The organism is Caballeronia udeis (assembly GCF_044909315.1).
Taxonomy (GTDB): Bacteria; Pseudomonadota; Gammaproteobacteria; order Burkholderiales; family Burkholderiaceae; genus Caballeronia; species Caballeronia udeis_A.
In genome coordinates this window covers 28733-51535 of sequence record NZ_JBIYEB010000022.1, presented here as the reverse complement: position 1 = coordinate 51535, position 22803 = coordinate 28733, and the positions used below count along the sequence as shown (strand labels likewise).

8 protein-coding genes are annotated in these 22803 nt (G+C 63.5%); all 8 read right to left on the bottom strand.

The genetic code is table 11. The annotated features are described in order from the left end of the window. Nucleotides 1-40: 40 nt before the first annotated feature. Nucleotides 41-295, bottom strand: coding sequence for a phosphopantetheine-binding protein (locus ABH944_RS29680; protein WP_404610838.1), 255 nt, complete (start codon nucleotides 293-295; stop codon nucleotides 41-43). A 39-nt stretch (nucleotides 296-334) separates the two neighbouring features. After that, nucleotides 335-1342, bottom strand: coding sequence for a TauD/TfdA family dioxygenase (locus tag ABH944_RS29675; protein WP_404610837.1), 1008 nt, complete (start codon nucleotides 1340-1342; stop codon nucleotides 335-337). A 17-nt stretch (nucleotides 1343-1359) separates the two neighbouring features. Then, nucleotides 1360-7998: an amino acid adenylation domain-containing protein gene (locus ABH944_RS29670; RefSeq protein WP_404610836.1), complete on the bottom strand. Its 6639-nt coding sequence runs from the start codon at nucleotides 7996-7998 to the stop codon at nucleotides 1360-1362. Continuing rightward, nucleotides 7995-19265: an amino acid adenylation domain-containing protein gene (locus tag ABH944_RS29665; RefSeq protein WP_404610835.1), complete on the bottom strand. Its 11271-nt coding sequence runs from the start codon at nucleotides 19263-19265 to the stop codon at nucleotides 7995-7997. Before ABH944_RS29665 ends, ABH944_RS29670 begins: the two co-directional genes overlap by 4 nt. Before the next feature lie 238 nt (nucleotides 19266-19503). Continuing rightward, nucleotides 19504-20940, bottom strand: a complete 1437-nt coding sequence (locus ABH944_RS29660) for a cupin domain-containing protein (RefSeq protein WP_404610834.1) — start codon at nucleotides 20938-20940, stop codon at nucleotides 19504-19506. Beyond that, nucleotides 20937-21761, bottom strand: coding sequence for a thioesterase II family protein (locus ABH944_RS29655; protein ID WP_404610833.1), 825 nt, complete (start codon nucleotides 21759-21761; stop codon nucleotides 20937-20939). Before ABH944_RS29655 ends, ABH944_RS29660 begins: the two co-directional genes overlap by 4 nt. Nucleotides 21762-21773: 12 nt before the next feature. Next, nucleotides 21774-21998 carry an MbtH family protein gene (locus ABH944_RS29650; RefSeq protein WP_404610832.1) on the bottom strand — a complete coding sequence of 75 codons (225 nt, stop codon included), beginning with the start codon at nucleotides 21996-21998 and terminating at the stop codon, nucleotides 21774-21776. A 103-nt stretch (nucleotides 21999-22101) separates the two neighbouring features. Further along, complete coding sequence (locus tag ABH944_RS29645; RefSeq protein WP_404610831.1) at nucleotides 22102-22749, bottom strand: 4'-phosphopantetheinyl transferase family protein; 648 nt, start codon at nucleotides 22747-22749, stop codon at nucleotides 22102-22104. Between the last annotated feature and the right edge of the window lie 54 nt (nucleotides 22750-22803).

Sequence of the window (22803 nt, the reverse complement as noted above, 5' to 3'; positions counted from 1 at the left end):
GCGGGTCCGTCCGCGGGGTTGGTCGGGTTGGTCAGGTCAGTCAGGCGCCTTCGAGGAAGCGGGCCAGACCGGCGACGGTCGGGTGATCGAAGACGTCGCCTGGCGAGAGTTCGCGATGCAGCGTGCGCCGGATCCGGGCGACCAGCTTGATCACCAGCAGCGAGTCGGCGCCCAGTTCGAAGAAGTCGTCATCGTCGCCAACGGTGCCGGGATCGATCTCCAGCAAGGTTGCGAAGAGCGCGCGCAGGCTGGCGTCGAGAGCGGGTTGCTCGAGTTGGGAAGTCAGTTGGTCCATGTTCTGTTGTCTGCTTTCTGGATGGGAAATGTTGGGGTATCAGGCGCTGGCGGCACGCGCGAATTGGGAGCGGTCGAGCAGCTCGCTCATCGCCACGACAATCTTGCGAGGCCCCTGGTAGGGATCGCGAGCGTGTGCAACAAGCATGTTGTCGAGCATCAGCACGTCGCCGGCACGCCAGTCGAAACGCACCGCGCAACGCTCGTACGCGGCGCCGATCAGCGCGATGTCGTCGTCGCTGATCGCGCTGCCGTCGCCGAAATACGCGTGTCTCGGCATACGTTCGAGCCCGGCCATATCGAGCAGATCCATGCGGACATCCGGCGCGAGACACGCGATGTGATGCAACTGCACCTGGTTGAAGAAGGACCGTTCGCCGGTCAGCGGATGCACGATCACCGCCGGACATACCGTGCGCGTCTGCAGTTCGTCGTTCGGCAGCCATTCATACTGGACACCCGCCCCGTCGCAACGCGACTCCACTACGCGCCGGTCGTCGGTATCGAAGAACTCGCGCCACGGCACATCCAGGCCGCGTGTGAAAGTGCGCACGTACATCAACTGCTTGCGCTCGAAGGTATCCACCAGCTGCGCCGGCAACTGCCGCAGCATCTCGCGGCAATCCACGATGGGCGTTGCCCCGCCCGACACCGACGCCAGTTCGCAAAAGAAAAATTGCCGCCGCGGCCAGCGCGACAGGTGCGAACTTTCGTTGTGGTAGAGGATCATCTGCCGCTCGGGATAAGGCGTGGACCGATACGTATTGCGGCCGCCCTCCTTCTTTGGCAGGTCACCGTATTCGCCATACAGCCCCGGTGAAATGGCTTCGGCGAAGGCCTCGAAATCAGCAGGGCCCGACAGGCCGAAATCGCGGAACAGAACGGCGCCGTGACGGGTAAACCACGTCTCGAGTTCATCGCGATGCGTCTCGATCCACGCAGACAGATCGTCTATTGAAACGGTTGGTGTCAGGACAATGGGAAGACGCGAGCCGGAGTTGAAGAAAGAGGTCTCGACACAGGCGTCGGTGATCGGGTTCGCGTTCATAAATGAAGGGCTCTCGTTCATTGCGGAATGGCGTCGGGCAAGCGATGGGGCACCGTGCCGGGCGAGTGGCGGGCAAGCGTCGGATCGAGAATGAGCGGTGCTTCAGGATCGGCCGATACCTTGTCGAGCAGTTCACGCCATGAGGCGAACCAGCGCTCCACCGTGGACCGCAGGAACAGCGACGATGCGTAGACCCATTCGACTTCGTACCCGCCGTCGACTGGCTCCACGAACAGCGCCATGTCGAATTTCGATTGCGTTGCCTGCGCTCGCAGCAGTTCGATCGCAAGTCCCGGCACGCTCGTGTTCCTGCGCGGCAAGTCGCGCAGTACGAACAACAATTGCAGCAGCGGATTCGCATCGCGTCGGCGCGAAACAGCAAGCGCATCGACAATCCGGTCGAACGGCAAGACCCGATGTTCAAGCGCTTCCCAAGCGGAATGCCTGGCGGTGCCGAGCCATGCGTTGAAGCTCGCCGTGTTCGCCCCGTCATCGGCTATGCGCGAGCGGACCGGCAACACGTTGATGAAGAAACCGATCAGCCCTTCGAGCTCGGTGCGGTCACGCCCTGCTACGTCGGTGCCGACCAGAAGATCGGCTTGGCCCGTGAGCCTGTGCAGGAACAGTTGGAAGCTGGCGAGCAGCACGGCGAACGGCGTCATGCCGCGGGCGGTCGCAAGCGTCCTGACCCGCGCGGCGGTTTCGCGAGACAACGTCAGGCGCACCACGCCGCCATCGTGCGAAGCAACCGGCGGACGCGGCCGGTCCGCAGGCAGCGCGAGGAAGTGCGGCGCATTCGCCAGATACGCGCGCCAGAAGTCCTGTTCGCCGCGCCCACCCAAAGAGGTCGATTGCTCGCGCTGCCACGCCGCGTAGTCAGCGTACTGGACCGGCAAGGCCGGCAGCGCGGCCGGCATGCCGATGCGCCGCGCACGATACCCGGCACACAACTCATCGATAAGAATATGCACCGACGCGCCATCCGCCACGATGTGATGCAGCACCAGAATCAGCACGTGATGCGACGCATCGAACTTCAACAGCAGCGCGCGCATCAGCGGCGGTGCAGCGAGATCGAATGGGCGGTTCGCAGCGTCGGTCAGGTAACGATCAATGATCTGCTGGCGCTGTGTATCGGGCAATGTTGTGCCGCAGTCGACAAGCGGCATTGGCACATCTAGTTGATCCGCGATTGTCAGGACAGGATCCCCGTCATCCTCTCCAAACGACGAACGCAGGACTTCATGCCGCTCGATCAGTGCAGCGAGGCTCGCATGCAGCAGGGTCGCATCGAGTTCACCACGCAGGTCCAGCCCCGCAGCCATGTTGTACGACGCGAGGCTGCCGCCTGCCAACCGATCGACCACCCAGATGCGCTGCTGCGTGAGCGACAGCGGCATCTCCCGCCGCCGTTCGACGATACGGATCGGCGCCCCGCTACCAGTCGCGTCTCCTTCACTCGATAGCTCATCGATACGCACGGCAAGCGCCTGGAGCGTCGGCGCGCTGAACACCGCACGCAGCGGTAACTCGATCGGCCACGCGACGCGCACGCGCGACAGCATCCGCATGGCTGCGAGGGAATGACCACCGAGCGCAAAGAAGTTGTCGTCGCGGGCAATGCTGTTTTCGGGTTTGCTTCCGGTTAGTCCCAGCACGTCCGACCAGATGCGCGCGAGCGTGATTTCGGTTGCGCCCTCCGGCATACGACGAACGCTCGCGTACGTTCTCGTTGCCGTGCGTGCCAGTTCACTTAGCGCCTGCCTGTCGAGCTTGCCGTTGCGGTTAAGCGGCAACGCGTCGAGCACGCGCAAACTCGACGGCACCATGTAGTCCGGCAGGACGGCTGCGAGTTGTTTCTTCAGCAGGGTTGTGTCGAGTGTGCATCCGGGTTTAGCGGTTACAAACCCGGCCAGACGCCCCGCTGCCGACACAAGCACCGCGGCATCGAGCACGCCATCCAGCGCACGTAGTCGCGCTGCGATCTCGCCGGGCTCAACGCGATAACCCCTGATCTTTACCTGATCGTCGATACGGCCCAAATACTCGATAGCGCCATCCGTCAGCCTGCGAGCCCGGTCGCCGCTGCGGTACAACCTTCCGCCCGGCGTGAAGGGATCGGGAACAAAACGTTCCGCCGTCATGCCCGGCCGGTCCAGATACCCCCGCGCGACACCCACACCGCCCAGATAGAGTTCGCCGGTCTCGCCTCCACTGACGGGGTTCATGTGTGCATCGAGTACCCATGTCGCGGCGTTGGCTAGCGGCGAACCGACAGGCAAGGTCGCTGCGCTTGAGTCAGTGTGCGCCGCGTCTTGCGTCAGGATGCCGACAGTCGTCTCGGTCGGGCCATAGTGATTAATCACGCGGCACGATGGCTTGAGCGAGCGGATATTCTCAAGCAACGGCCAGGCCGTCGCCTCGCCGCCCAGCACCAGCGTATGAGCCGGAAGGACATCCGCGGCGTCCTGCGCCTGCAGCAATGCATTCAGATGCCCCGGAACAATCTTCAGTATGTCTATGCTGTTTTCAACCATATATCGCGCGAAGCTATCTGCGTCGAGCGTTGTGTCCCGGTCGATCAGATGCAGCGTGCCGCCTGATGCAAGCGCGCCGAACAACACGGTATGACCAAGATCGGCAGCCACGGTTGACACCATCGCGAATGCCATGCGCCCAGGTAACGCGAGACGGTCCAGCACCGCATCGACATAATTGCTCAATGCCGCGTGCGGTATGACTACACCCTTCGGCGTGCCGCTCGAACCCGATGTGTAGATCACGTAAGCTGCTTCACGCGAGTCCACAACGGGCAGGTCGCGGGTCAACAAAAGCGCATGTTGTTGCACGTGATCGATCGTCGCTTGATGCAAGCCATCGATCCTTATGCCGGCCTTTTCCCACAGCACAAACCGCGCTCCGCAACCGCGCAAGGTCTGCTCAAGTCTCTGCGGCGGATTAGCCGCATCGAGCGGAACATACGCGCCACCTGCCTTCAACACACCGAGCATCGCAACGACAAACGACGACGAGCGGTCCGCGACGATCGCAACATGCTGCCCGGCCCGAAGCCCGTGATCGAGTAGCCAGCATGCTATCGATTGCGCACGCTGGTTGAGTTCGCTGTAGGTCAGGCGCGTGGTTCCATCGATCACCGCAAGTGCTTGAGGCCGCTCCGTTGCATGGTGTGCCACGCGCACATGCATCGGCTCACCGGAGAAGTTCGTTTGCTCACCGCGACTCGCCAATGCCACGCGCGCCTGCCCTTCGGGATCGAGCAAGTCGAGTGCAGCGAGGGTCGAGTCAGCGGCGGGGTCATCGTGGAGCAACGCGGCAACAAAGGCTTCCACCACGCGCTGATATTGCGCAGCCATCCGTTCAGCGCTTGTTGCATCGAACAGATCGCTTGCGTAAGTCAGGTACGCGCGAATTCCACCGTCCCGCGATTCACGCAGATCCAGTCCAAGCGGAACTTTCACGTGCTCCTCTTCGATCTCGTAACGCGATGCAATGAGACCGGGCAGACGCTCGAGTGCGGGATAGTCATCGGAGAGATAGTTGAACGTCGTCTCGAAGAGCGGCTGGCCTTGCGCGCCGCGCGCCGGGTTCAGCCGCTCGACCAGCACATCGAACGGCAGCGCCTGATGCGCCTGACCATCGATTGCTGCTCGACGAAGCGCCGCCACCAGCGCCGATACACTCAGCGACGCCGTGCAGACGCTGCGCAGCACGATCGTGTTGGTGAAAAATCCCACCACGCCATGCGTTTCAGGCCGCTGGCGATTCGCTACCGGCACGCCGGTGCGGATATCGGCCTGTCCCGTCACCCGATACAACCACGCGTGATACGCCGCGAGCAGCAGGATGAACGGCGTGGCGCCATGCTGGCTTGCTGCATCGCGGACCTGACGTGCAAGGGTTACCGGAAGCGTGAACGGCATGCGCGCGGCAGCGAGGCTGCCAGTCCCGGCGGTAGGTGAACGATCGAATGGCAAGGCCAGCGCGGGCGCTTCGTCGCCGAGTTCGTTGCGCCAGTAGTCGAGCTGGCGCTGCGCTTCACCGCCATCGAGCCAACGGTGTTGCCACGCCGCGTAGTCGGTATAGCTGACCAACGGCGCGGCGATGTCCGCCTGCGTACTCGTGACGGCGGAGCGGTAGTGCGCAACGAATTCGTCGACGATGATCCGCATCGACCAGCCGTCGGTTGCAATGTGATGCAGTGCAAGCAGCAGCAAATGCTCGTTGTCGCGGTAACGTACAAGGCCGACGCGCAACACTGGTCCTCGCGCGAGATTGAATGGCTCGGTGGCAAAACGCCGGGCGAGCTTGCCGAGCGCTTCTTCGCTTGAGTCTCTATCAAGGAGATCGGCCTGCATCCAGTCGAGTGGTTTCGCTGGATGGATGCGCGGCGCGTAGACATGTGCAGCGCCCGCCGTCTCGACAAAACTCGTGCGCAGCGCTGCATGACGTTCGACCAGCATGTCGAAACTGCGGCGCAACGCATCCATATTGATCTGACCGCGCAAGCGTATGCCGGTAGCAATGTGATACGCGCGGCTCTGTGGATCGAGTTGCCATGCGAACAGCTGGCGCTGCTGCGCGTGCGATACAACGAGCTCGCTGCCACGTTCCAATGGAGTGGTATCGGCTGGCTCGCATGCGGGCTTTTCAAGTGCTTGGGCCAATGCTTCGGCCATGGCCGCGAGCGTCGGGAATTCGAATACCTGCGCGAGTTCAAACGGCCGTCGCCAATGCTGATGAACCAGCGTGGCAAGACGCGCAGCCGTCAGCGAACTGCCCCCGGATACGAAAAAATGCGCGTCGCGTGTTGTGATCTCGCAGTCGAGCACATCGGTCCATAGCGCGGCGAGTTCTTGTTCGAGGCCTTCGAGCGGAGGCTGCTGCAATGTGGCAGCCGCGCCCGTACCCACGACGAACTGACCGCGCTCCCAAAGCGCATATGCATCGAGCGTGCGGTTCCGCCAGCCTTGCCGCGCAGCCGCGCGCTGCAATTTTCCACTCGATGTCTTCGGCAACGCGGCTGGGTTGAGCAGCACGATGGCGACCGGTACCTCACCACATGCATCGAATACGCATCGGTTCAACTGCGCCGCGATATCCGCCGCCGCGAAGCGTTTTTTCATCATCGGTGCTATTTCGAGTGCAAGCGCGGGACCTTCGGCGCCGTCAATATCAGCGCTAAACGCGATGACCCGGCCCTTGCGCACGAACTCGCAGCGCGCTTCAACCGCCTGCTCGATATCCTGCGGATACAGGTTCTTCCCGCGCACGATGATCAGGTCCTTGCAACGGCCGGCTATATAGAGTTGGCCGTCGTGAACAAAACCCAGGTCGCCGGTGCGCAGCCATCGCGTTGCACCGTCGGTGCGAAACGTTGACGACGAGGCCTCGGCGCGTTGCCAATAACCGTGCGCCACGCTCGGCCCGCTTACATGAATTTCTCCAATCCCGCCGCTCGCGAGTGTCTGCCCGTTCACCGGATCGACGATCGAAATCACGTGGCCTGGTTGCGTCGTGCCACAGGCGACCAGCACCGTACCCGGCCGGGTCTCCGGTGCGACGGCCACGCGTGCGGCAGACAATGCATCAGTCTCGAACCTGCCCGATACCAACCCCGCGCCACGCCGTCCACCCGTCACGAAGAGCGTGGCCTCGGCAAGGCCGTAACACGGATATAGCGCGGCGGGATCAAAGCCAGTACACGCGAAGCGCGCGACAAACGCATCGAGCGTGTCGCGCCGTACCGGTTCGGAACCCGAGAAAGCGAGCCGCCAGCTCGACAGGTCGAGTTGCGCCACCGCGTTGTCGCGCAGGCGTTCGGCGCACAGGCGATACGCAAAATCAGGCGCACCCGAAATCGTGCCGCGATGCCGCGCGATGGCCTGAAGCCAGCGCAGCGGACGCTCGAGAAAATACTGCGGCGACATCAGTACGAGGGGAATGCCGCTGAAGACCGGCTGCAACAAGCTGCCGATCAACCCCATGTCGTGATACAGCGGCAGCCAGCTCACGAACACGTCGTCACTCTGCACGCCGAGGCCCGCCTTGATCGCGATTTCGTTGGCAATCAGGTTGCCGTGGCTGACCATCACGCCCTTCGGCGTTCCCGTGGAACCCGACGTGTATTGCAGGAACGCGATATCGGACGGTTGCACGTCATGCAGCGTGAAGGCGTTGCTGTCACCCGTCGAGCACAGCGCATCCACCGCGATGACTTCTGCGTCCGGCGCCAGTTCGCAATATTGATCAGCGAAGCGCTCCTGCAACACCGACGTAGTCAGTACGTACCGCACCCCCGCGTCCTGCGCAATCCCGCGCAGCCGCGCCAGATGCTGTTCGCGTTTCGATTCCGGCGGATAGACCGGGACCGCAACCACGCCGGCATAGAGGCAAGCAAAAAACGCGCTCACATAGTCGATGCCACTGTCCATCAGAAGCAACGCGCGCTCACCGGCCGCGTGTTGATCACTGAAGTGCGCAGCGAGGCGCGTCGCCCGACGATCGACTTCAACGTAGTCGTACTGCGCTTCACCCGTGGCGTCGATCGTGATCAAGGCGATCGCGCCGGGCCGCTCAAGTGCCAGCGTGCGCAGGCGCGTGGCCATGCTGGCCTCTCCGGATTGCCATGCGCTCATGACAGGTGCTCCGGCCGATGGTCATGGTCATGCTCACCCGAAGCGCCCGACGAAAGCGCACGCGCGAGGTCATCGAAGAGATCGCTGTGGCGCACGATATGCGTGTGATCCGCATCGATCTCGTTGGCCACTGAAACGCGCCCGGTCGAGTGCGACGACCATATTGCCGTCGCCTCGTGCGCGGGGCGGTAAGGCCGGTGCCGCGCCCACCACAGCTTCAGGTCGAGCGGCAGCGGCGTGCGCTCCGTGTAGCGGACAATATGACCCAGGTGCCGCTGGAACAACATCACTTTGCTGAGCAGCGCGCGGGTGCCGGCATCGGACAATTCGCCTTGCATCGACGGCCATTTCTTGCCGGCATCATCGAGCACTTTCTGCAGCTCATGATCCGTGGCGCGATACGTACGCATCTGCTCGTGAGTCACCGGGGCTTCATCGTGAACTTCGCGATGATCATCGGCACCCGGCACATGTGCATCGATCAAACCGACGAACGGCACTTCACCGCCGTCGCGTGCAAGCACACGCGCCACCTCGGTCGCGATCACGCCACCGACCGACCAGCCGATCAGCCGGTATGGCCCCGCCGGCTGCACCGTGCGAATGCGCGCGGCGTAGTCAGCGGCAAGCTCCGACAGATCACCGGGCCACCAGTCTTCGGTATAGAACGGCGCCTGCACGCCGTACACGCTTGCGACGCCATCGAGTGCCGCGGCTAGCGGACGATAGTCCGCGACCAGCCCTGACGCCGGATGGATGGCGAAGACGATCGGAGCGTCGGTGCGCTCGCTCATCGATACAACATTCGCTGCGGGACCTGCATCCTGTACCGCAAGATGGGCCGCGAGCGTGCGAACCGTCGCGTGCTGGAACAACGCTTCCAACGTCAGGCTGATCAAACCGGCCTGAGCGCTTTTAGCGAGCACCTTGAGCGCGAGCAGGGAATGGCCGCCTGCTTCGAAGAAGTTATCGGTGACGCCAAGGTCGTCACGCTGCAGCGCGTCTTGCCAGATACCAAGCAACTGCGCCTCGAGAGGCGTACGCGGCGCGGTTTTCGCAGCGCTCTTGCGGTCCCCCGGTTCAGGCAGCGCGGCACGATCGAGCTTGCCGTTCTGCATGAGCGGCAGGCGCTCGAGCCAGACCAGCACCGACGGCACCATGTAGCTCGGCAAGCGACGCTCCAGCACACCGCGCACAGCTTCTTCTTCGAACTGTTCACGATCTCCCACCACGTATCCGACGATCCGCTTTTGATCACCTTCACCGTGCAGCGTGGCAACCGCAGCCTGCACGCCGGGCGCCTCACGCAACACCGCTTCTATCTCGCCCAGTTCAATGCGGAAACCGCGCAGCTTCACCTGGCTGTCCAGCCGCCCGAGGAAGTCGATGCTGCCATCCGCCCGCCGCCGGCACAGGTCGCCGCTGCGATACAAACGCGCCCCCGGCACATGCGGGTCCGGCACAAACCGTCCGGCCGTCAGACCCGGACGATCCAGATAACCGCGCGCCAGCGTAAGCCCGCCAATGCACAACTCGCCCAGCGCGCCGACCGGCGCCTCGTTGCCGTGCCGGTCAATCACATAGACTCTTCGCGATTCATACGGCTCACCGATCGATACGATTGCCTGCGCCGTATCCTCTGCACGCGTCTCGCGATACATGCACGCCACCGTGGTCTCCGTCGGGCCGTACAGGTTGTCCAGCCGGATGCGTGCGAGCGGCCCGTTGCGCCACTGCGCGAGCGCATCGCCGGGAAGCCCCTCACCACCCACGGTGATTTGCCGCAACGCGGCCAGATCGTCCAGCGGCGGTGGCGTGCGCAGCCACTGTTGCCAGTAAGCGGTCGGAATCCGCGCGAACGTCACGCGGCCTTCCTTCAGGTGGCGGCTGGTCGTCCGGATGTCCCACAACTGCGGACCGCGCATCTCGACCTGGCCGCCCTGCATCAGCGCGGGCAGCATTTCGTGCAGGGCCACGTCGAAGTTGATCGTCGACGATTGCAACTGGATATCGGCCGCATCGATCCCGTATGCGCCGATGAAATCGTCCAGATGCCGGCTGAGCGCAACATGACTGATCGCCACGCCTTTGGGCCGTCCCGTCGATCCCGATGTGTAGATCACATAGGCCAGTTGCTCGGGATGAATGGTGACATCGAGCGGATCGCCAGACGAGGTGTCAAGCGCATTTATATCGATGACCTCGCGGTTGGCGAAGAGCGGCCCGCAGGTCGCCAGCGTCATGGCATCCACGAGCACGCACGACAGTTGAGCGTCATCGATCATGGTGCGCAGGCGCTCGGCCGGATAAGCCGGATCGAGCGGCACGAAAGCCGCACCCGACCGGAGCACGCCGACGAGTGCCGCCACCAATCCGGCCGATCGCGTCAGGCACAACCCTACGCGTGCTTCGGCACCCATCCCTCGTGCATGCAACGCTCGCGCGATGCGGTTCGACCAGTCGTCGAGTTCGCCGTAAGACAGGTGCACACCTTCGCAATGCAAGGCAGGCGCCTGAGGCTGGCGACGTGCCTGCGCAGCGATACGTTCGCCAGCCGGCACGAACGCATGAGCGCGAAGCGCGGGTTGGCGAACGTCTGCATCGAGCACAAGCTCAGCCAGGTGCACATGGTCCTTCGTCGCGATCTGCCCCAGCAGCGAGACATAGTGGCCAAGCATCCGTTCAACGGTTTGAGCGTTGAACACATCGCGTGCATAGTTCAACGACACCGTGATCCCGTCGCTCCGCTCACGAACGGACAGTACGAGATCAAAACGCGCGGTACCCGTCGATGTTTCAACCGGCGAGACCCGCAGGCCGGGCAAGCTGAGCCCCTCTCCATCCGTGCCGTGATCGTAGTTGAACATGACGCTGAAGAGCGGTGTCTGCGTGAGGCTACGGCCGGGGTTCAACGCATCGACCACCCGCGCGAACGGCACGTCCTGGTGCGCCTGCGCTTCGAGCACGCGCTCGCGAACATGGCCGAGCAGCGCTTCGACGGTATCGAGCCCCACCATCTCCGTGCGAATCACCAGCGTGTTGACGAAGAAGCCGATCAGCGATTGCGTCTCCAGCCGGTCCCGCCCTGCTACCGGCACGCCCACGCGGATATCGGCTTGCCCGCTGTAACGCGCGAGCAGGACATCGAATGCGGCCAACAACACCATGAACGGCGTCGCCTGATACCGTCGTGACAGCGCTCGGACGGCATCGGTCACCGGCGCCGCGAGCCTGGCGTCGACCCGTGCCCCGGCCTGATTTCGCGAAGCGGGCGGCGAGCGGTCGAACGGCAGTTCGAGCATCATCGGTTCGCCGCCAAGCCGCTCGCGCCAGAACGCGAGTTCCACGCCGGCGCGTGCTTGCTGTGCCGCGTCGTTTTGCCAGAGCGCGTAGTCGGCGTACTGGACCGGCAACGGTGCAAGTTGATGCGGGCGTCCCTGACGGATCGCCGTGTAGAGACGCGAGAATTCGTCGAGGATGATCCGGTTCGACCATGCATCCGAGATGATGTGATGCGTCACGAAATGAAGCACGTGTTCGCAGTCACCGAGCCGGATCAGCGTCACGCGGAACAACGGTCCTTGCTCCAGTGAGAACGGTGCACGGGAAATTGCGTTAACGGTGTCGGCCACGCGCCTCGTTCTGCTCTCCTGCGGGACGTCTTCAAGATCGAGCACCGACCAGCCCGGTTCGATCACATCGGCTTGCTGCGTCGCCACGCCATCGATTTCAACAAAACGCGTGCGCAAGCTTTCATGACGTGCGACGAGCGCCGCGACCGCTTCGCGCAGGCTGTCGCGGTCAAGCGCACCCTCCAGTTTCACCGCGCCCGCAAGGTTGTACGCGGGACTCTGCGGACTCAGGCGCGAGAAGAACCACAGCCTTTCCTGTGCGGAGGACAACGGTATGTCAAGCATTCCTTTTGGTCTTTCGACGATCATCGCGGGCAGCGTGACGGCTGTCCCGGACGCCACGTCCGGTGTACCCGCTTCTATCGCACGCGCCAGATCTGTCAGCACCGGATAAGCGAATAGCCGCTGCACCGGCAGCTCGACGTTCAACGCCGCGCGGATTGCCGCGACCGCGCGCAATGCCAACAACGATTGCCCGCCCAGCTCGAAGAAATTATCGTGACGGCCAATACGGTCGACACGCAGTACGTCCTGCCAGACGGAAGCGAGCAACGGTTCTGTCTCACCCTTCGGCGCCTCCCGGATTCGTTCGGTTTGTTCGGGCAGCGGCAGTGCGTGGCGATCGACCTTGCCGTTCGTGTTCAGCGGCAAGCTGTCCAGGATCACGATCACGGAAGGCACCATGTACTCCGGCAGCACCGCGATCAGTTTTTCTCGTAGCTGCCTGGCGAGCGTGGCGGCGTCGGCCAGTTGTCCAGCCCGACGCGACACATACGCCACCAGCCGCGCGCCCCCTGCGCCTTCGTGCGCCACCACCACGGCTTCGCGCACCTCCGGTTGCGTAAGCAACCGCGCCTCGACCTCTCCCAGTTCGATACGGAAGCCCCTGATCTTCACCTGATGGTCGATACGCCCCAGATACTCAAGACGGCCGTCGCCTCGCCACTTCACGAGATCGCCTGTCCTGTACAGGCGTGCGCCGTTGCCGTTGAACGGGTCGGCCACAAATCGCTCCGACGTCAGCCCGCCCTGCCCGATATAACCGCGCGCCAGCCCAACACCACCGAGATACAACTCGCCCGGCACATTGGGCGGGACGAGCGCCATGCTCGAATCGAGGACATAAAGCTGCGTTCCCGCGATGGCGCTGCCCAGCCCCGGGACGGCATCCAGCACGCGCGCAGCAGCCGACCAGATCGTGGTCTCGGTCGGGCCATACATGTTCCATAGCTCGACGCCCTGCTCGTTCAGGTCGCGTGCCAGATCCGGCTGCAATGCTTCGCCGCCGCACAACCCTTTGAAGCGAACGAGCGGCGCCTGCGGCCAGCCGCCGGCCCGCAGCAACCGCCAGCCGGCAGGGGTCGACTGCAACACCGTCGCCTTGGAGTCCTGCACCAGTCGCGCCAACGCGGCGCCATCCCGAGCCGTCTCTCGCGTAGCCAGGACAATCCGGGCACCGGCCACTAGCGGCAAGTACAGCTCGAGCGCGGCAATATCGAATGACAGCGAGGTCACCGCGACCAGCACGTCATCCGCTGCCAGGCCAGGCTGCATCTGCATGCTGTGAATGAAGTGGCTGAGCGCGTGGTGATGAACCATCACGCCCTTCGGCTGTCCCGTCGAACCGGAGGTATAGATGACGTAGGCCAGGTTGTGCCCGCGTACGTCCACGTGCGGCGAGTGCGACGATTCGTCGTCAAGGTCCAGTGCATCCAGCGCCAGCACCGGCAGGGTCTGCCCGTTCGCGTTGAAGCGCTGTGCAACTGCTCTTTGCGTAAGCAACAAGCGCACGCCGCTATGGGCCAACATGTACGCCAGACGCTCCGCCGGATACTGCGGATCAAGCGGCACATAAGCACCGCCCGCCTTCACGATAGCCAGCAACCCGACCAGCATCTCCAGCGAACGCTCCAGGCCGATACCGACCTTCACCTCGGGTCCAACGCCCAGGCGCACCAGTCTGTGCGCGAGCCGGTTGGCCCGTTCGTCGAGTTCGCGGTACGTGAATGTCTGGTCGCCGAATACCAGCGCGAGCGCATCCGGCGACTTTATCGCCTGGCGTTCGAACAAACGGTGCACCGGCTCCCCCCGCGCAAACGTCTGGTCGTTGCGGCCCCACGCCAGGAGTTGCTGTCGCTCGCGATCTCCCAGCAGTGGCACCGCACGCGTGTCCGGCCGGCTCGCGATGGTCTCCAGCACAGCAACATAACTATCGAGCAGGCGTGTAGCCGTGGCCGGGTCGAAGAGATCGGTTGCGTAGTTCAGCGCGATCCTGAGGCCATCGCCATTCACCGATACATCCAGCGACAAGTCGAACTGCGCCGTTCCCGTACCGCCCGTCAGCGTGCTCACTTCAATACCGGGTAGTTCGACTTGCGCACGCGGCTCTGCGCTGTAGTTGAACATCGCCTGGAAGACAGGTGTGTGGCTGATGCTGCGTTGCGGCTGCAGCAATTCAACCAGCTTCGCAAACGGCACACCGGCATGCGCCTGCGCGCCGGCCATCCGGTCGCGTACCTCGGCGAGCAGAGTGCTGAACGGCGCGGTCCGGCGCGTGGCCATGCGGATGACCAGCGTGTTGACGAAGAAGCCGATCAACGGCTCGGTCTCAAGGCGGTCACGGCCTGCTACGGGCACGCCGACACGGATGTCGTCCTGTGCGCTATAGCCCTGCAGCAGCGTGCCATAGGCAGCAAGCATGGTCATGAAACGCGTGGCGCCATGCTCGCGCGAGCGTTGTTCAAGGGCATCGGTCAACTCGACACCGAGCGATCGTGCAACGACCGCGCCTGCACCGCTGCGTGCCCCATGACGTATCCGGTCGACAGGCAACGCAAGCAGTGGTTGTTCATCGCCGAGCTCTTGCTGCCAGTACGCGTAGTGGGTATAGAGTGCGGCTTCGTTGCGGGCGTTGCGCTGCCATGACGCATAGTCCCCGTACTGGATCGGCAGCGGCGCCAGATCGGCCGCTTCGTTGCGGCTCGCCGCGCTATACAGTTGAGAAAACTCACGCAACAGGATGCCCTGCGACCAGGCGTCAGACACAACGTGCGGCATCGCAAAATGCAGCACGGTTTCATTCTGTGCAAGTGTCAGCAACGTGACGCGCAGCATCGGACCATGTTCGAGATCGAAGGGCTCGCGGCCCAGTTCAAGCACGCGCGCGTCGAGTTCGTCCGGACCAACAACGCTCTCCTCGCGCCAGCCATAACGCCCGTGGGATCCATCGTGTACTGTGTTATCGACGACTTGCCATGGTTGACCATCCTCTTCGACGAAACGCGTACGCAGGCTTTCATGCCGCTCAAGCAAGCGATCCAGCGAAACGCGTATCGCTTGCCGGTCGAGCGCACCACGCAGGTTCACGGCGCCGGTAATGGTGTAAGCGGCGCCGTACGGTTCGAGCTTCCACAGGAACCACAACCGCTCCTGCTCGTGCGTCAGCGGAATGCGAGCCGCGGCATCTCGGGGTGAGATAACGTCTGCCGTACGCGTCTCGTGCAACGCCAGTTCGGCCGCGAGACTTTCAAGCACGGGGTGCAGGAACAACGTCTGCAGCGAGACATCGCGGCTCAGTTCCTGACGGATACGCGAAGCCACACGCATCATCAGCAACGAGTGACCACCGACCTCGAAGAAGTTGTCGGTCATGCTCAAACCGTCACGACCCAGCACCGACTGCCAGATCGCCAGCAACGCCGCTTCCAGTTCCGTGCGCGGCGCCATGCGCTGGCGTGCCGCTTCCACACCCGGTTCGGGCAACGCCGCACGATCCACCTTGCCGTTCTGCATCAGCGGCAAGTGTTCCATCCATACCAGCGCCGACGGCACCATATAACCCGGCAGACGGCTCTGCAGGATACGGCGCACGGTGGCGTCATCGGCGTCCCCAACCACGTAGCCCACAAGCCGTTTCGCATCACCTTCGCCGCGCAAGGCAGCAGCGGCTGCCTGCACCCCGGGCGCTTCACGCAGCACCGCCTCGATCTCGCCCAACTCGATGCGGTACCCGCGCAGCTTCACTTGCTGGTCCATCCGCCCAAGGAAGTCGATGCTGCCATCCGGGCGGCGGCGGCACAGGTCTCCCGTTCGATAAAGCCGGCTGCCGGCAGAACCATTGGGATCGGGAACAAACCGCTCGGCGCTCAGCCCGGCACGCCCGAGATAACCTCGCGCCAGCGTATGCCCACCGATGCACAACTCGCCCAGCGCGCCCGCCGGCGCCTCGTTGCCGTCGGCGTCGCAGACATGAACCGAACGCGACGGATAAGGACCGCCAATCGATACGATCGCCTGTTCCTCGTCCTGAGCACGGGTTTCGCGATACATGCAGGCGATAGTCGTTTCTGTCGGACCGTACAGGTTGTCGAGCCGGATGCCCCCTAGCGGACCGTTGCGCCATTGCCGCAATGCGTCGCCGGGCAACCCTTCGCCGCCCACCGTGATCTGCCGTAATGCGGAGAGCGAAGCCGCGGGCGGCGGCTCCCGCAGCCACTGTTGCCAGTACGCCGTCGGGATGCGCGCGAACGTCACCCTCTCATCAATCAGATGACGGCTGGTGGTCTCAGGGTCCCAGAGTTGCGGGCCGCGCATCTCGACCTGACCGCCGCTCAGCAGCGCGGGCAGGAGTTCGTGCAGGGCGACGTCGAAGTTGATCGTCGATGATTGCAGCACCTTGTCGGCCGCACTGATGCGATACGTGCCGATGAAGTCGTCCAGATGCTGACTCAGGGTGCCGTGGTTGATCGCCACGCCCTTTGGACGCCCCGTCGAGCCCGACGTGTAGATCACGTAGGCCAGTTGTTCCGGATGAATCGATGCAACGAACGCGGTATCGGCTTCGGGTTCGCCTTGCTGCGGCCGGTCATCGGCCACGTGAATCGGCTCGCGGCCACGCAGCAATTCACCCAAACGCTCAAGCCCCGTCTTGTCGACCAGCACCCGTACGATCCCGGCGTCGTCGAGCATCGCGGCAAGCCGTTCGAGCGGATAAGCCGGATCGAGCGGCACGAATGCCGCGCCCGATTTCAGCACCCCAAGCACCCCCGCAGCGAGCGCGGCCGAGCGTTCCACGCACAGGCCAATGCATTCGTCAGGACGAACGCCGACCCGTTTCAAGCGGTGCGCAATGCGATTTGTCCAACGCTCGAGTTCGCCGTACGAAAGCCGGTCGCCCTCGCAATGCAGCGCAGGCGCAAGCGGATGTTTCGACGCCTGCCGGCTGAAACGCGGACCGACCGGTTCGAATGCCGTGCTTGCCACGGTCCGCTCCGTCGCGCCATGCGCGCCATCGCGGCTTAGTGCAATCTGTGCCAGCGGCTGGTCCGCTGCTGCGCTCACTTGCCCCAGGATTTCGACGTAGTGCGCAAGCATCTGCCTGACGATGGTTTTGTCGAACAGGTCAGTTGCATAGTTGAACGACAACCTCAACTCATCGTCGCGCTCGACAGCGTTCAGCACCAGGTCGAAGCGTGCTGTCGGCACGTCGTTCGCCACTTCCGACACGCGCAGTCCTGCCACGCTGATGTCCGTATGCTGCCCGCGCGTGTGATTGAACATGACCTGGAACAGCGGCGTCTGCCCGATGCTGCGTTCAGGCTGCAGTGCCTCGACAAGCTGGGCGAACGACAACGCATCGTGACGATGCGCTTCAAGCACGCGCTCGTGAAGCCGGCTTAGCAACGTCCCGAACGATGCAACGCCGGTGAGGTCCGCGCGGATCACCAGCGTGTTGACGAAGAAGCCGATCACCCGTTCCGTTTCAAGCCGGCTGCGCCCAGCGACCGGTACGCCGATACGCAGGTCCTTCTGACCGCTGTAACGCGCGAGCAAAACCGCATAGGCCGACAACAGCAGCGTGAACAGGGTCGTATGGTGACTGGCCGCCGCTTGTTTAAGCGACCGGGTCTGAACGGCGTCCAGCGTGACGCTGACGCGCGCGCCGCGGGCATTGCGCGTGGTCTGCGCGCTCGCGCGGCTCTTTACGACCGGCAGTTCGAGCACGGGCTGCGTCCCGCCCAGTTGCTTGACCCAGTAAGCGAGATGCGGATCGTTCCGGCTGTCTTCCGACCATTCCCTCTGCCACGCGGCGTAGTCGCCGTACTGCACCGCCAATGGCTCGGCTACCAGCGCCCCGGCGCTGCACAGTTGTTCATAGGCCGCGATGAATTCATCAAGCAGCAGCTTGACGGAAGCATGGTCGGAGATGATGTGATGCATCGACACGTGCAGCACATGTGAGCCGGCCGCCTCACTCAGCAGCGCGACCCGCAGGAGCGGCCCACGCGTGAGGTCGAACGGTTGCAGCGACAGCGCTTGCAAGCGTACTTCAAGCGCGCTCGCGTCCGCCGGGTTGATATCGGTCCAGCCGTAGCCAGTTTCGCCCACGACCTGCCACGCCTGTCCATCGGCTTCGACAAAACGCGTGCGCAGTACTTCATGCCGCTGCACCACATGCGCCAGCGCGGCACGGAGCTTCTCACTCTGCAGCCCCCCCTCGAGCCTCAGTGCACCCGACAGGTTGTAGCTGGCGTCGTCCGGATCGAGTTGCCACAGAAACCATAAGCGCACCTGCGCGGGCGACAGCGGAAAGCGCGCTGAACGCCCCTCAAGCGCGACAATGGGCAACTGCTCGCCCGACATGCCGCGCTCACGCAAACGCAGACGGAAAGCGGCGCGTTTTTCAGGCGGCAAGCTCGCATACGTTTGAGCGACAGCCTGCAGCCCGCCGGGCGCAGGCGTCGCCGCGTGCGCTTCCGGTACTGCGCCTTGCAGCTTCACGGCAGCCGCTTCAGGCATGTTCTTGCGAGCCTGCCGCTTCAGGAACGGACAGGCATCCTGCGCGGCGACGTTATGGTCGTCGAGGAAATACTGCTTCCATTCAAGGTTGCCTGCATCGCCGTAAAAGCCCAGGTCCGGATGTGCCGGCGTTTCGTCCCAGGTTTCCAGACGCTTGCGAACCTGGTTGCGCGCCTCGCGGCCAATGACCTTGTTGGTAATCGTATCCACAAACACACTGCGAGGCTGGAACAGCAGCACCATGCCCGGGCCAAGGTTGCGGCTATGGCGCAAACGGAATGAAGGACACGCGCAGACAACGAACATCTGCACGCCCGCGAATGAAAACTCCCACTCTTCGTGCGACGGCTCGGGCTGCTGGTCGGCAGCGGGATCGGGGTCGACATCGTGAAGGTGCTGGAGCGTTTTCCAGAATAGTTCGTGATACTCATCGTGTGAAAGCGGAACGGCGTCCGGTTCAAAAAACACCGCGATGTTGTTCTTGCGGTACTGCGGCAGCGAAGCCAGTTCCGCGAAAGTCCGCATGGTCGCCGCGAGATCGCAGATGTCCTTTTCCTTGCCGCTGACGAACGAGTAGAACATCTCGCCGCGCCGTTCCGCCGTGGTACCGAAGAAACACGGATAGGCCGGATGCATCACCTGCTCGCGCAAGGTCTCATACGACACGTCCAGCCATGCCGGCAAATGCACCGCCGAACCGGTCAGGCGCCCCGCAATGATGCGGCTTTTCCAATCACCCGGATCGAACTCGGGCGCCGCGCCCGCGGACTGCGCCGCATCGGGCGCTCGTGCCGGTCTGGCGGCATTTTGCTGCGTCATCTCTTCGTTTGTCAGCATCTTCATTCCTCTCGCTAGTCACGCAACTTCGCACCCGACTTCGCCCTGGTGTCCAGGTGTCCGCGCGCTGCGCGGCACGTTCGACGGGCGAGCCGATACCGGCCCTGTCATGGGTGCCGGACCTATCCGTGTTTTTTGTGGGGAGAACCGGCGCCTTCGAGCGAGGCGCCTGGACAGCGAAGTGCATTGCACTCCGCCGGATGCTGCTTGATGCCGCTTTGCTACCGCTCAAGCGCGGCTAGCGCGCCGCGTGTGCCGTGGCATCCAGCTCGGCGACGAGCGCCTGCACCCAGTCGTCCGGGATGATCGGCTGGTGGTACGTGCACTCACCCGATACCACGGTCGAACCATGCAACCGGCCGTCGGGAATCAGGACCATGTCCCCCTGATGCATCTTGAGCTGCATGCCGACGTTGCCCCAGAACAGCATGTCGCCTTCCTGGATCGTGACAAGCCGATGGTCGTTATGCACATGCGTCGTCGAACACATTTCATGCGGCTCGATGAACGTCTCGCGGTCAATATCCGGACATTCCGCATCGATCCGCTGACTGATGCGGCGCGCGAATTCGCAGTATTGAGGGATCGCACCCAGCCATTGCAATTGCTCGCCGAGATCCCAACGGCCGCGCTCCGCCAGACGTTCACCCGCTGCCGCACCCGCCACGCACTGCTCGAACGCGGTATCGCCAAAACGGTCCGCCACGGTTTGCAGCGCTGTTGCGAATCGCGCGGTCAATGCAGTCTTGCGCGCCTCGGCTTCACCGGGGCGACGACCCGCCGGCTGCAGCCACGCGCACGCACGTTCGAGCGCCAGACCGAAAGCCAGCCACTCGGCTTCGGCCGCAAACACCGCGCCGGTCAGCGCAAACACGCGATCCGGACGCCGTGCAAGCGCATACAGCAGATTGGTCTTCGCCATGCTCGTCGGCAAATAGAACTGCCAATACGCGTGCTGCTGGCGAGTCACGCCACACATGGCCGCTACGCGCTGCAGCAACGCGTCGTCGGGAAGGTCGCCATCGAGCGCCGGCCGCGCTTCCGGCGGCAACGCATCGAAATAACCATTCGCCGCCGCCCGCGCCACCGCGCGCCGCTTCGACGGCGCGAGCGCCCAGCGCTGGACCATGATGAAGCGCAGTCCTTCTTCCAGATAGTCGTTGCGCATCAGGCGCGCAAACGTTGCGTCCCAGAACGTGCTTTCGTCGTCGATGATGCGGGCAAGCCGCGCACTCGCCGTGGCCACGCTTTCTCCCGCCGGCGACGTTCCACGCAGATACGAGAACGCATACGCTTCGAGAAACGGTGCGAGTTGTGCGCCGAGCGTCCTGACGTCGTCGCGATAGAACTCCGTGAAGCGCTGCCAGTCCGCGGCCTCGCCGCTGCGCGGCATGCGCGCGGCCTCCAGCTCGTAGATCGACAGCAGCGTCCGGTTCGACGCCAGCGAAGGCAGGCGGCTGACGTTGTCGGCACGCACCGGCTTCATGAACTTGAGGAATTCGAAATCTTCCGGGCGCAATGGCCGGCGATGATAGTCGTCGTCGAGCAGCAATTCATCGACGGTGGCACTGCGAAACGGATGCGCGGCCGCGAACTGCCTGATCAGCGCCACGAACTCCTCGCTTCGTCCGGCAAAGGGTTCGAAATCAAACAGCGCAGGATAAGAAAACGTCATGAATGAAAGCTCCTTGGACCGGCCGCGCCGGCGGAATCAATGGATGCTGTGCGGAAAGCCGCGCCCGGAATGCCGGCATGAGCAAGCGGATTGGCGGGGGCTGCGCAGGTTGATGCTGACGCCAACGAAGTCACGATCGCGTCGATCAATTCGGCGCGTGCCGTATCGATGAAAAAATGGCCGCCGTCGAAAACACGCTGCGTAAAGCCCGCCGACGTCTCGTGTGCCCACGCCGACAGGTAATCGGATTGTTCGGATAACGTATCGTTCCGGCCACCCAGCGCGAGCAAAGGACAAGCGAGCGGCGCTCGCAATGCATTGTCCGGACGAACGTACGTGGCGCACAAATGAAAGTCAGCACGCAGCACGGGTAAAGCCAGATCGAGAAAGCCGCGGTCTCCGAGCAGTTCTTCGGGCGTGGCGCCAAGGCGCCGCAGTTCGGCGATCATCGCTTCGTCCGGGCAATCCAGCCATGTCGCATCGGGCGTCCGGCAGGCCGGCGCCGCACACGCCGCCGCCCCGAACCACAAGGGCGTGAGACCGTGAGTGCGGCGCAGCCGGTGCGCCATTTCGAGGCCGGTCAACGCGCCCATGCTGTAGCCGAAGATCGCGAACGGTCCGTCAATCACTCGCAGGGCTTCGCGCTCCAGTGCGTCCGCAACCTCAGGCCAACGATGCAGCGCCGGCTGCGCGCGCTTCACGCCATGGCCGGGAAGGTCGAGGGCGTGAACGCGTATCCACGACGGCAGCAGTGCGCCCCACTGCCGATAAACCGCCGCGCTTGCTCCGGCGAACGGCAGGCAGATCAGCGTGACCTTCATCCGCAACCTGTCTCAGGCCGCGTTGGCGCTGGCGTCGGCAGCCATCGCCTGACGCAGGCTGAGCGGGCGCATATCCGTCCACACTGCGTCGATGTACGCGAGGCAATCGTCCTTCTTGCCGGTCTTGCCCACGGCAGTCCAGCCTGCGGGCAGCGCCTTGTAGTCCGGCCAGATCGAATACTGTTCCTCGTGGTTCATCACAACGTTGTAGGTCGTGTTTTCGTCGCCCCAGCTCATTGAAATCTCCTTAATACGAATGAGAATGAATATTATTACAGTTTAAACCGTGTGATGCAGATATCTCTTGTCAGCGTGAGGGTGGCAGGCTCAGCGGCCCTCATCACCCGAACGCGAGCGCGCCCGAGTAGCCGTCCAGTTCGTCGAGACAGATAAAGCGCAGCTTTGGCGGAAGCTTCGCGCTTGTCGAGTCGATGATCACGTCGCTCGTCACATCGATGGATTTCAGCCCGGCGCCAATACCCTTGCCAGTCGCCTTCAACAGCGCCTCTTTCACCGTCCAGCAGCGATAAAACTCGCCTGTGGACCCTATCCACCGCGCCTCTTCCGGCGCGCAAACCAGGTCGAGCAACGCGCGCCAGTCGAGAGCCGGATCGATCGCCTCAATGTCCACACCCACCGTCCTGAGCGCCGATACAGCCACCAGGACACGCTCGCCCGAATGCGACACGTTGAACGACACCCCGGGATGCGCGACCAGCGACGGCCGCCCGAACGGACCCACTTCGAACGCCAGTTGCGCCGGATCGCAGTCCAGACGCGCGCCCAGAATTCCCCGCAAGACGGAGCGCGCAACGGCGAAACGCACCCGGTCGGCCTGCTGCACGTAACGCCCCATCCGCTCGATCTCGCTCGCGGCAAGGTAGCCGCACGCGCCCGCCGGATCGATCCCCAGGTCGAGTTCCACGCGCCATAAGCCGACATCGGCGGGCCAGCGTCCGGCGGTCGGGATCGGGATCGGGATCGGCACGGGGGTCATCGACGGCAAGTTTTAAAAATTGTGAACAGGACCGAAGCATAGGCA

What these genes read in the sequence shown, in the direction of transcription:
- ABH944_RS29650 (WP_404610832.1), bottom strand. Translation starts at nt 21,998, where the DNA reads ATGAGCTGGGGCGACGAAAACACGACCTACAACGTTGTGATGAACCAC.
- ABH944_RS29680 (WP_404610838.1), bottom strand. Translation starts at nt 295, where the DNA reads ATGGACCAACTGACTTCCCAACTCGAGCAACCCGCTCTCGACGCCAGC.
- ABH944_RS29670 (WP_404610836.1), bottom strand. Translation starts at nt 7,998, where the DNA reads ATGAGCGCATGGCAATCCGGAGAGGCCAGCATGGCCACGCGCCTGCGC.
- ABH944_RS29660 (WP_404610834.1), bottom strand. Translation starts at nt 20,940, where the DNA reads ATGACGTTTTCTTATCCTGCGCTGTTTGATTTCGAACCCTTTGCCGGA.
- ABH944_RS29665 (WP_404610835.1), bottom strand. Translation starts at nt 19,265, where the DNA reads ATGCTGACAAACGAAGAGATGACGCAGCAAAATGCCGCCAGACCGGCA.
- ABH944_RS29675 (WP_404610837.1), bottom strand. Translation starts at nt 1,342, where the DNA reads ATGAACGCGAACCCGATCACCGACGCCTGTGTCGAGACCTCTTTCTTC.
- ABH944_RS29655 (WP_404610833.1), bottom strand. Translation starts at nt 21,761, where the DNA reads ATGAAGGTCACGCTGATCTGCCTGCCGTTCGCCGGAGCAAGCGCGGCG.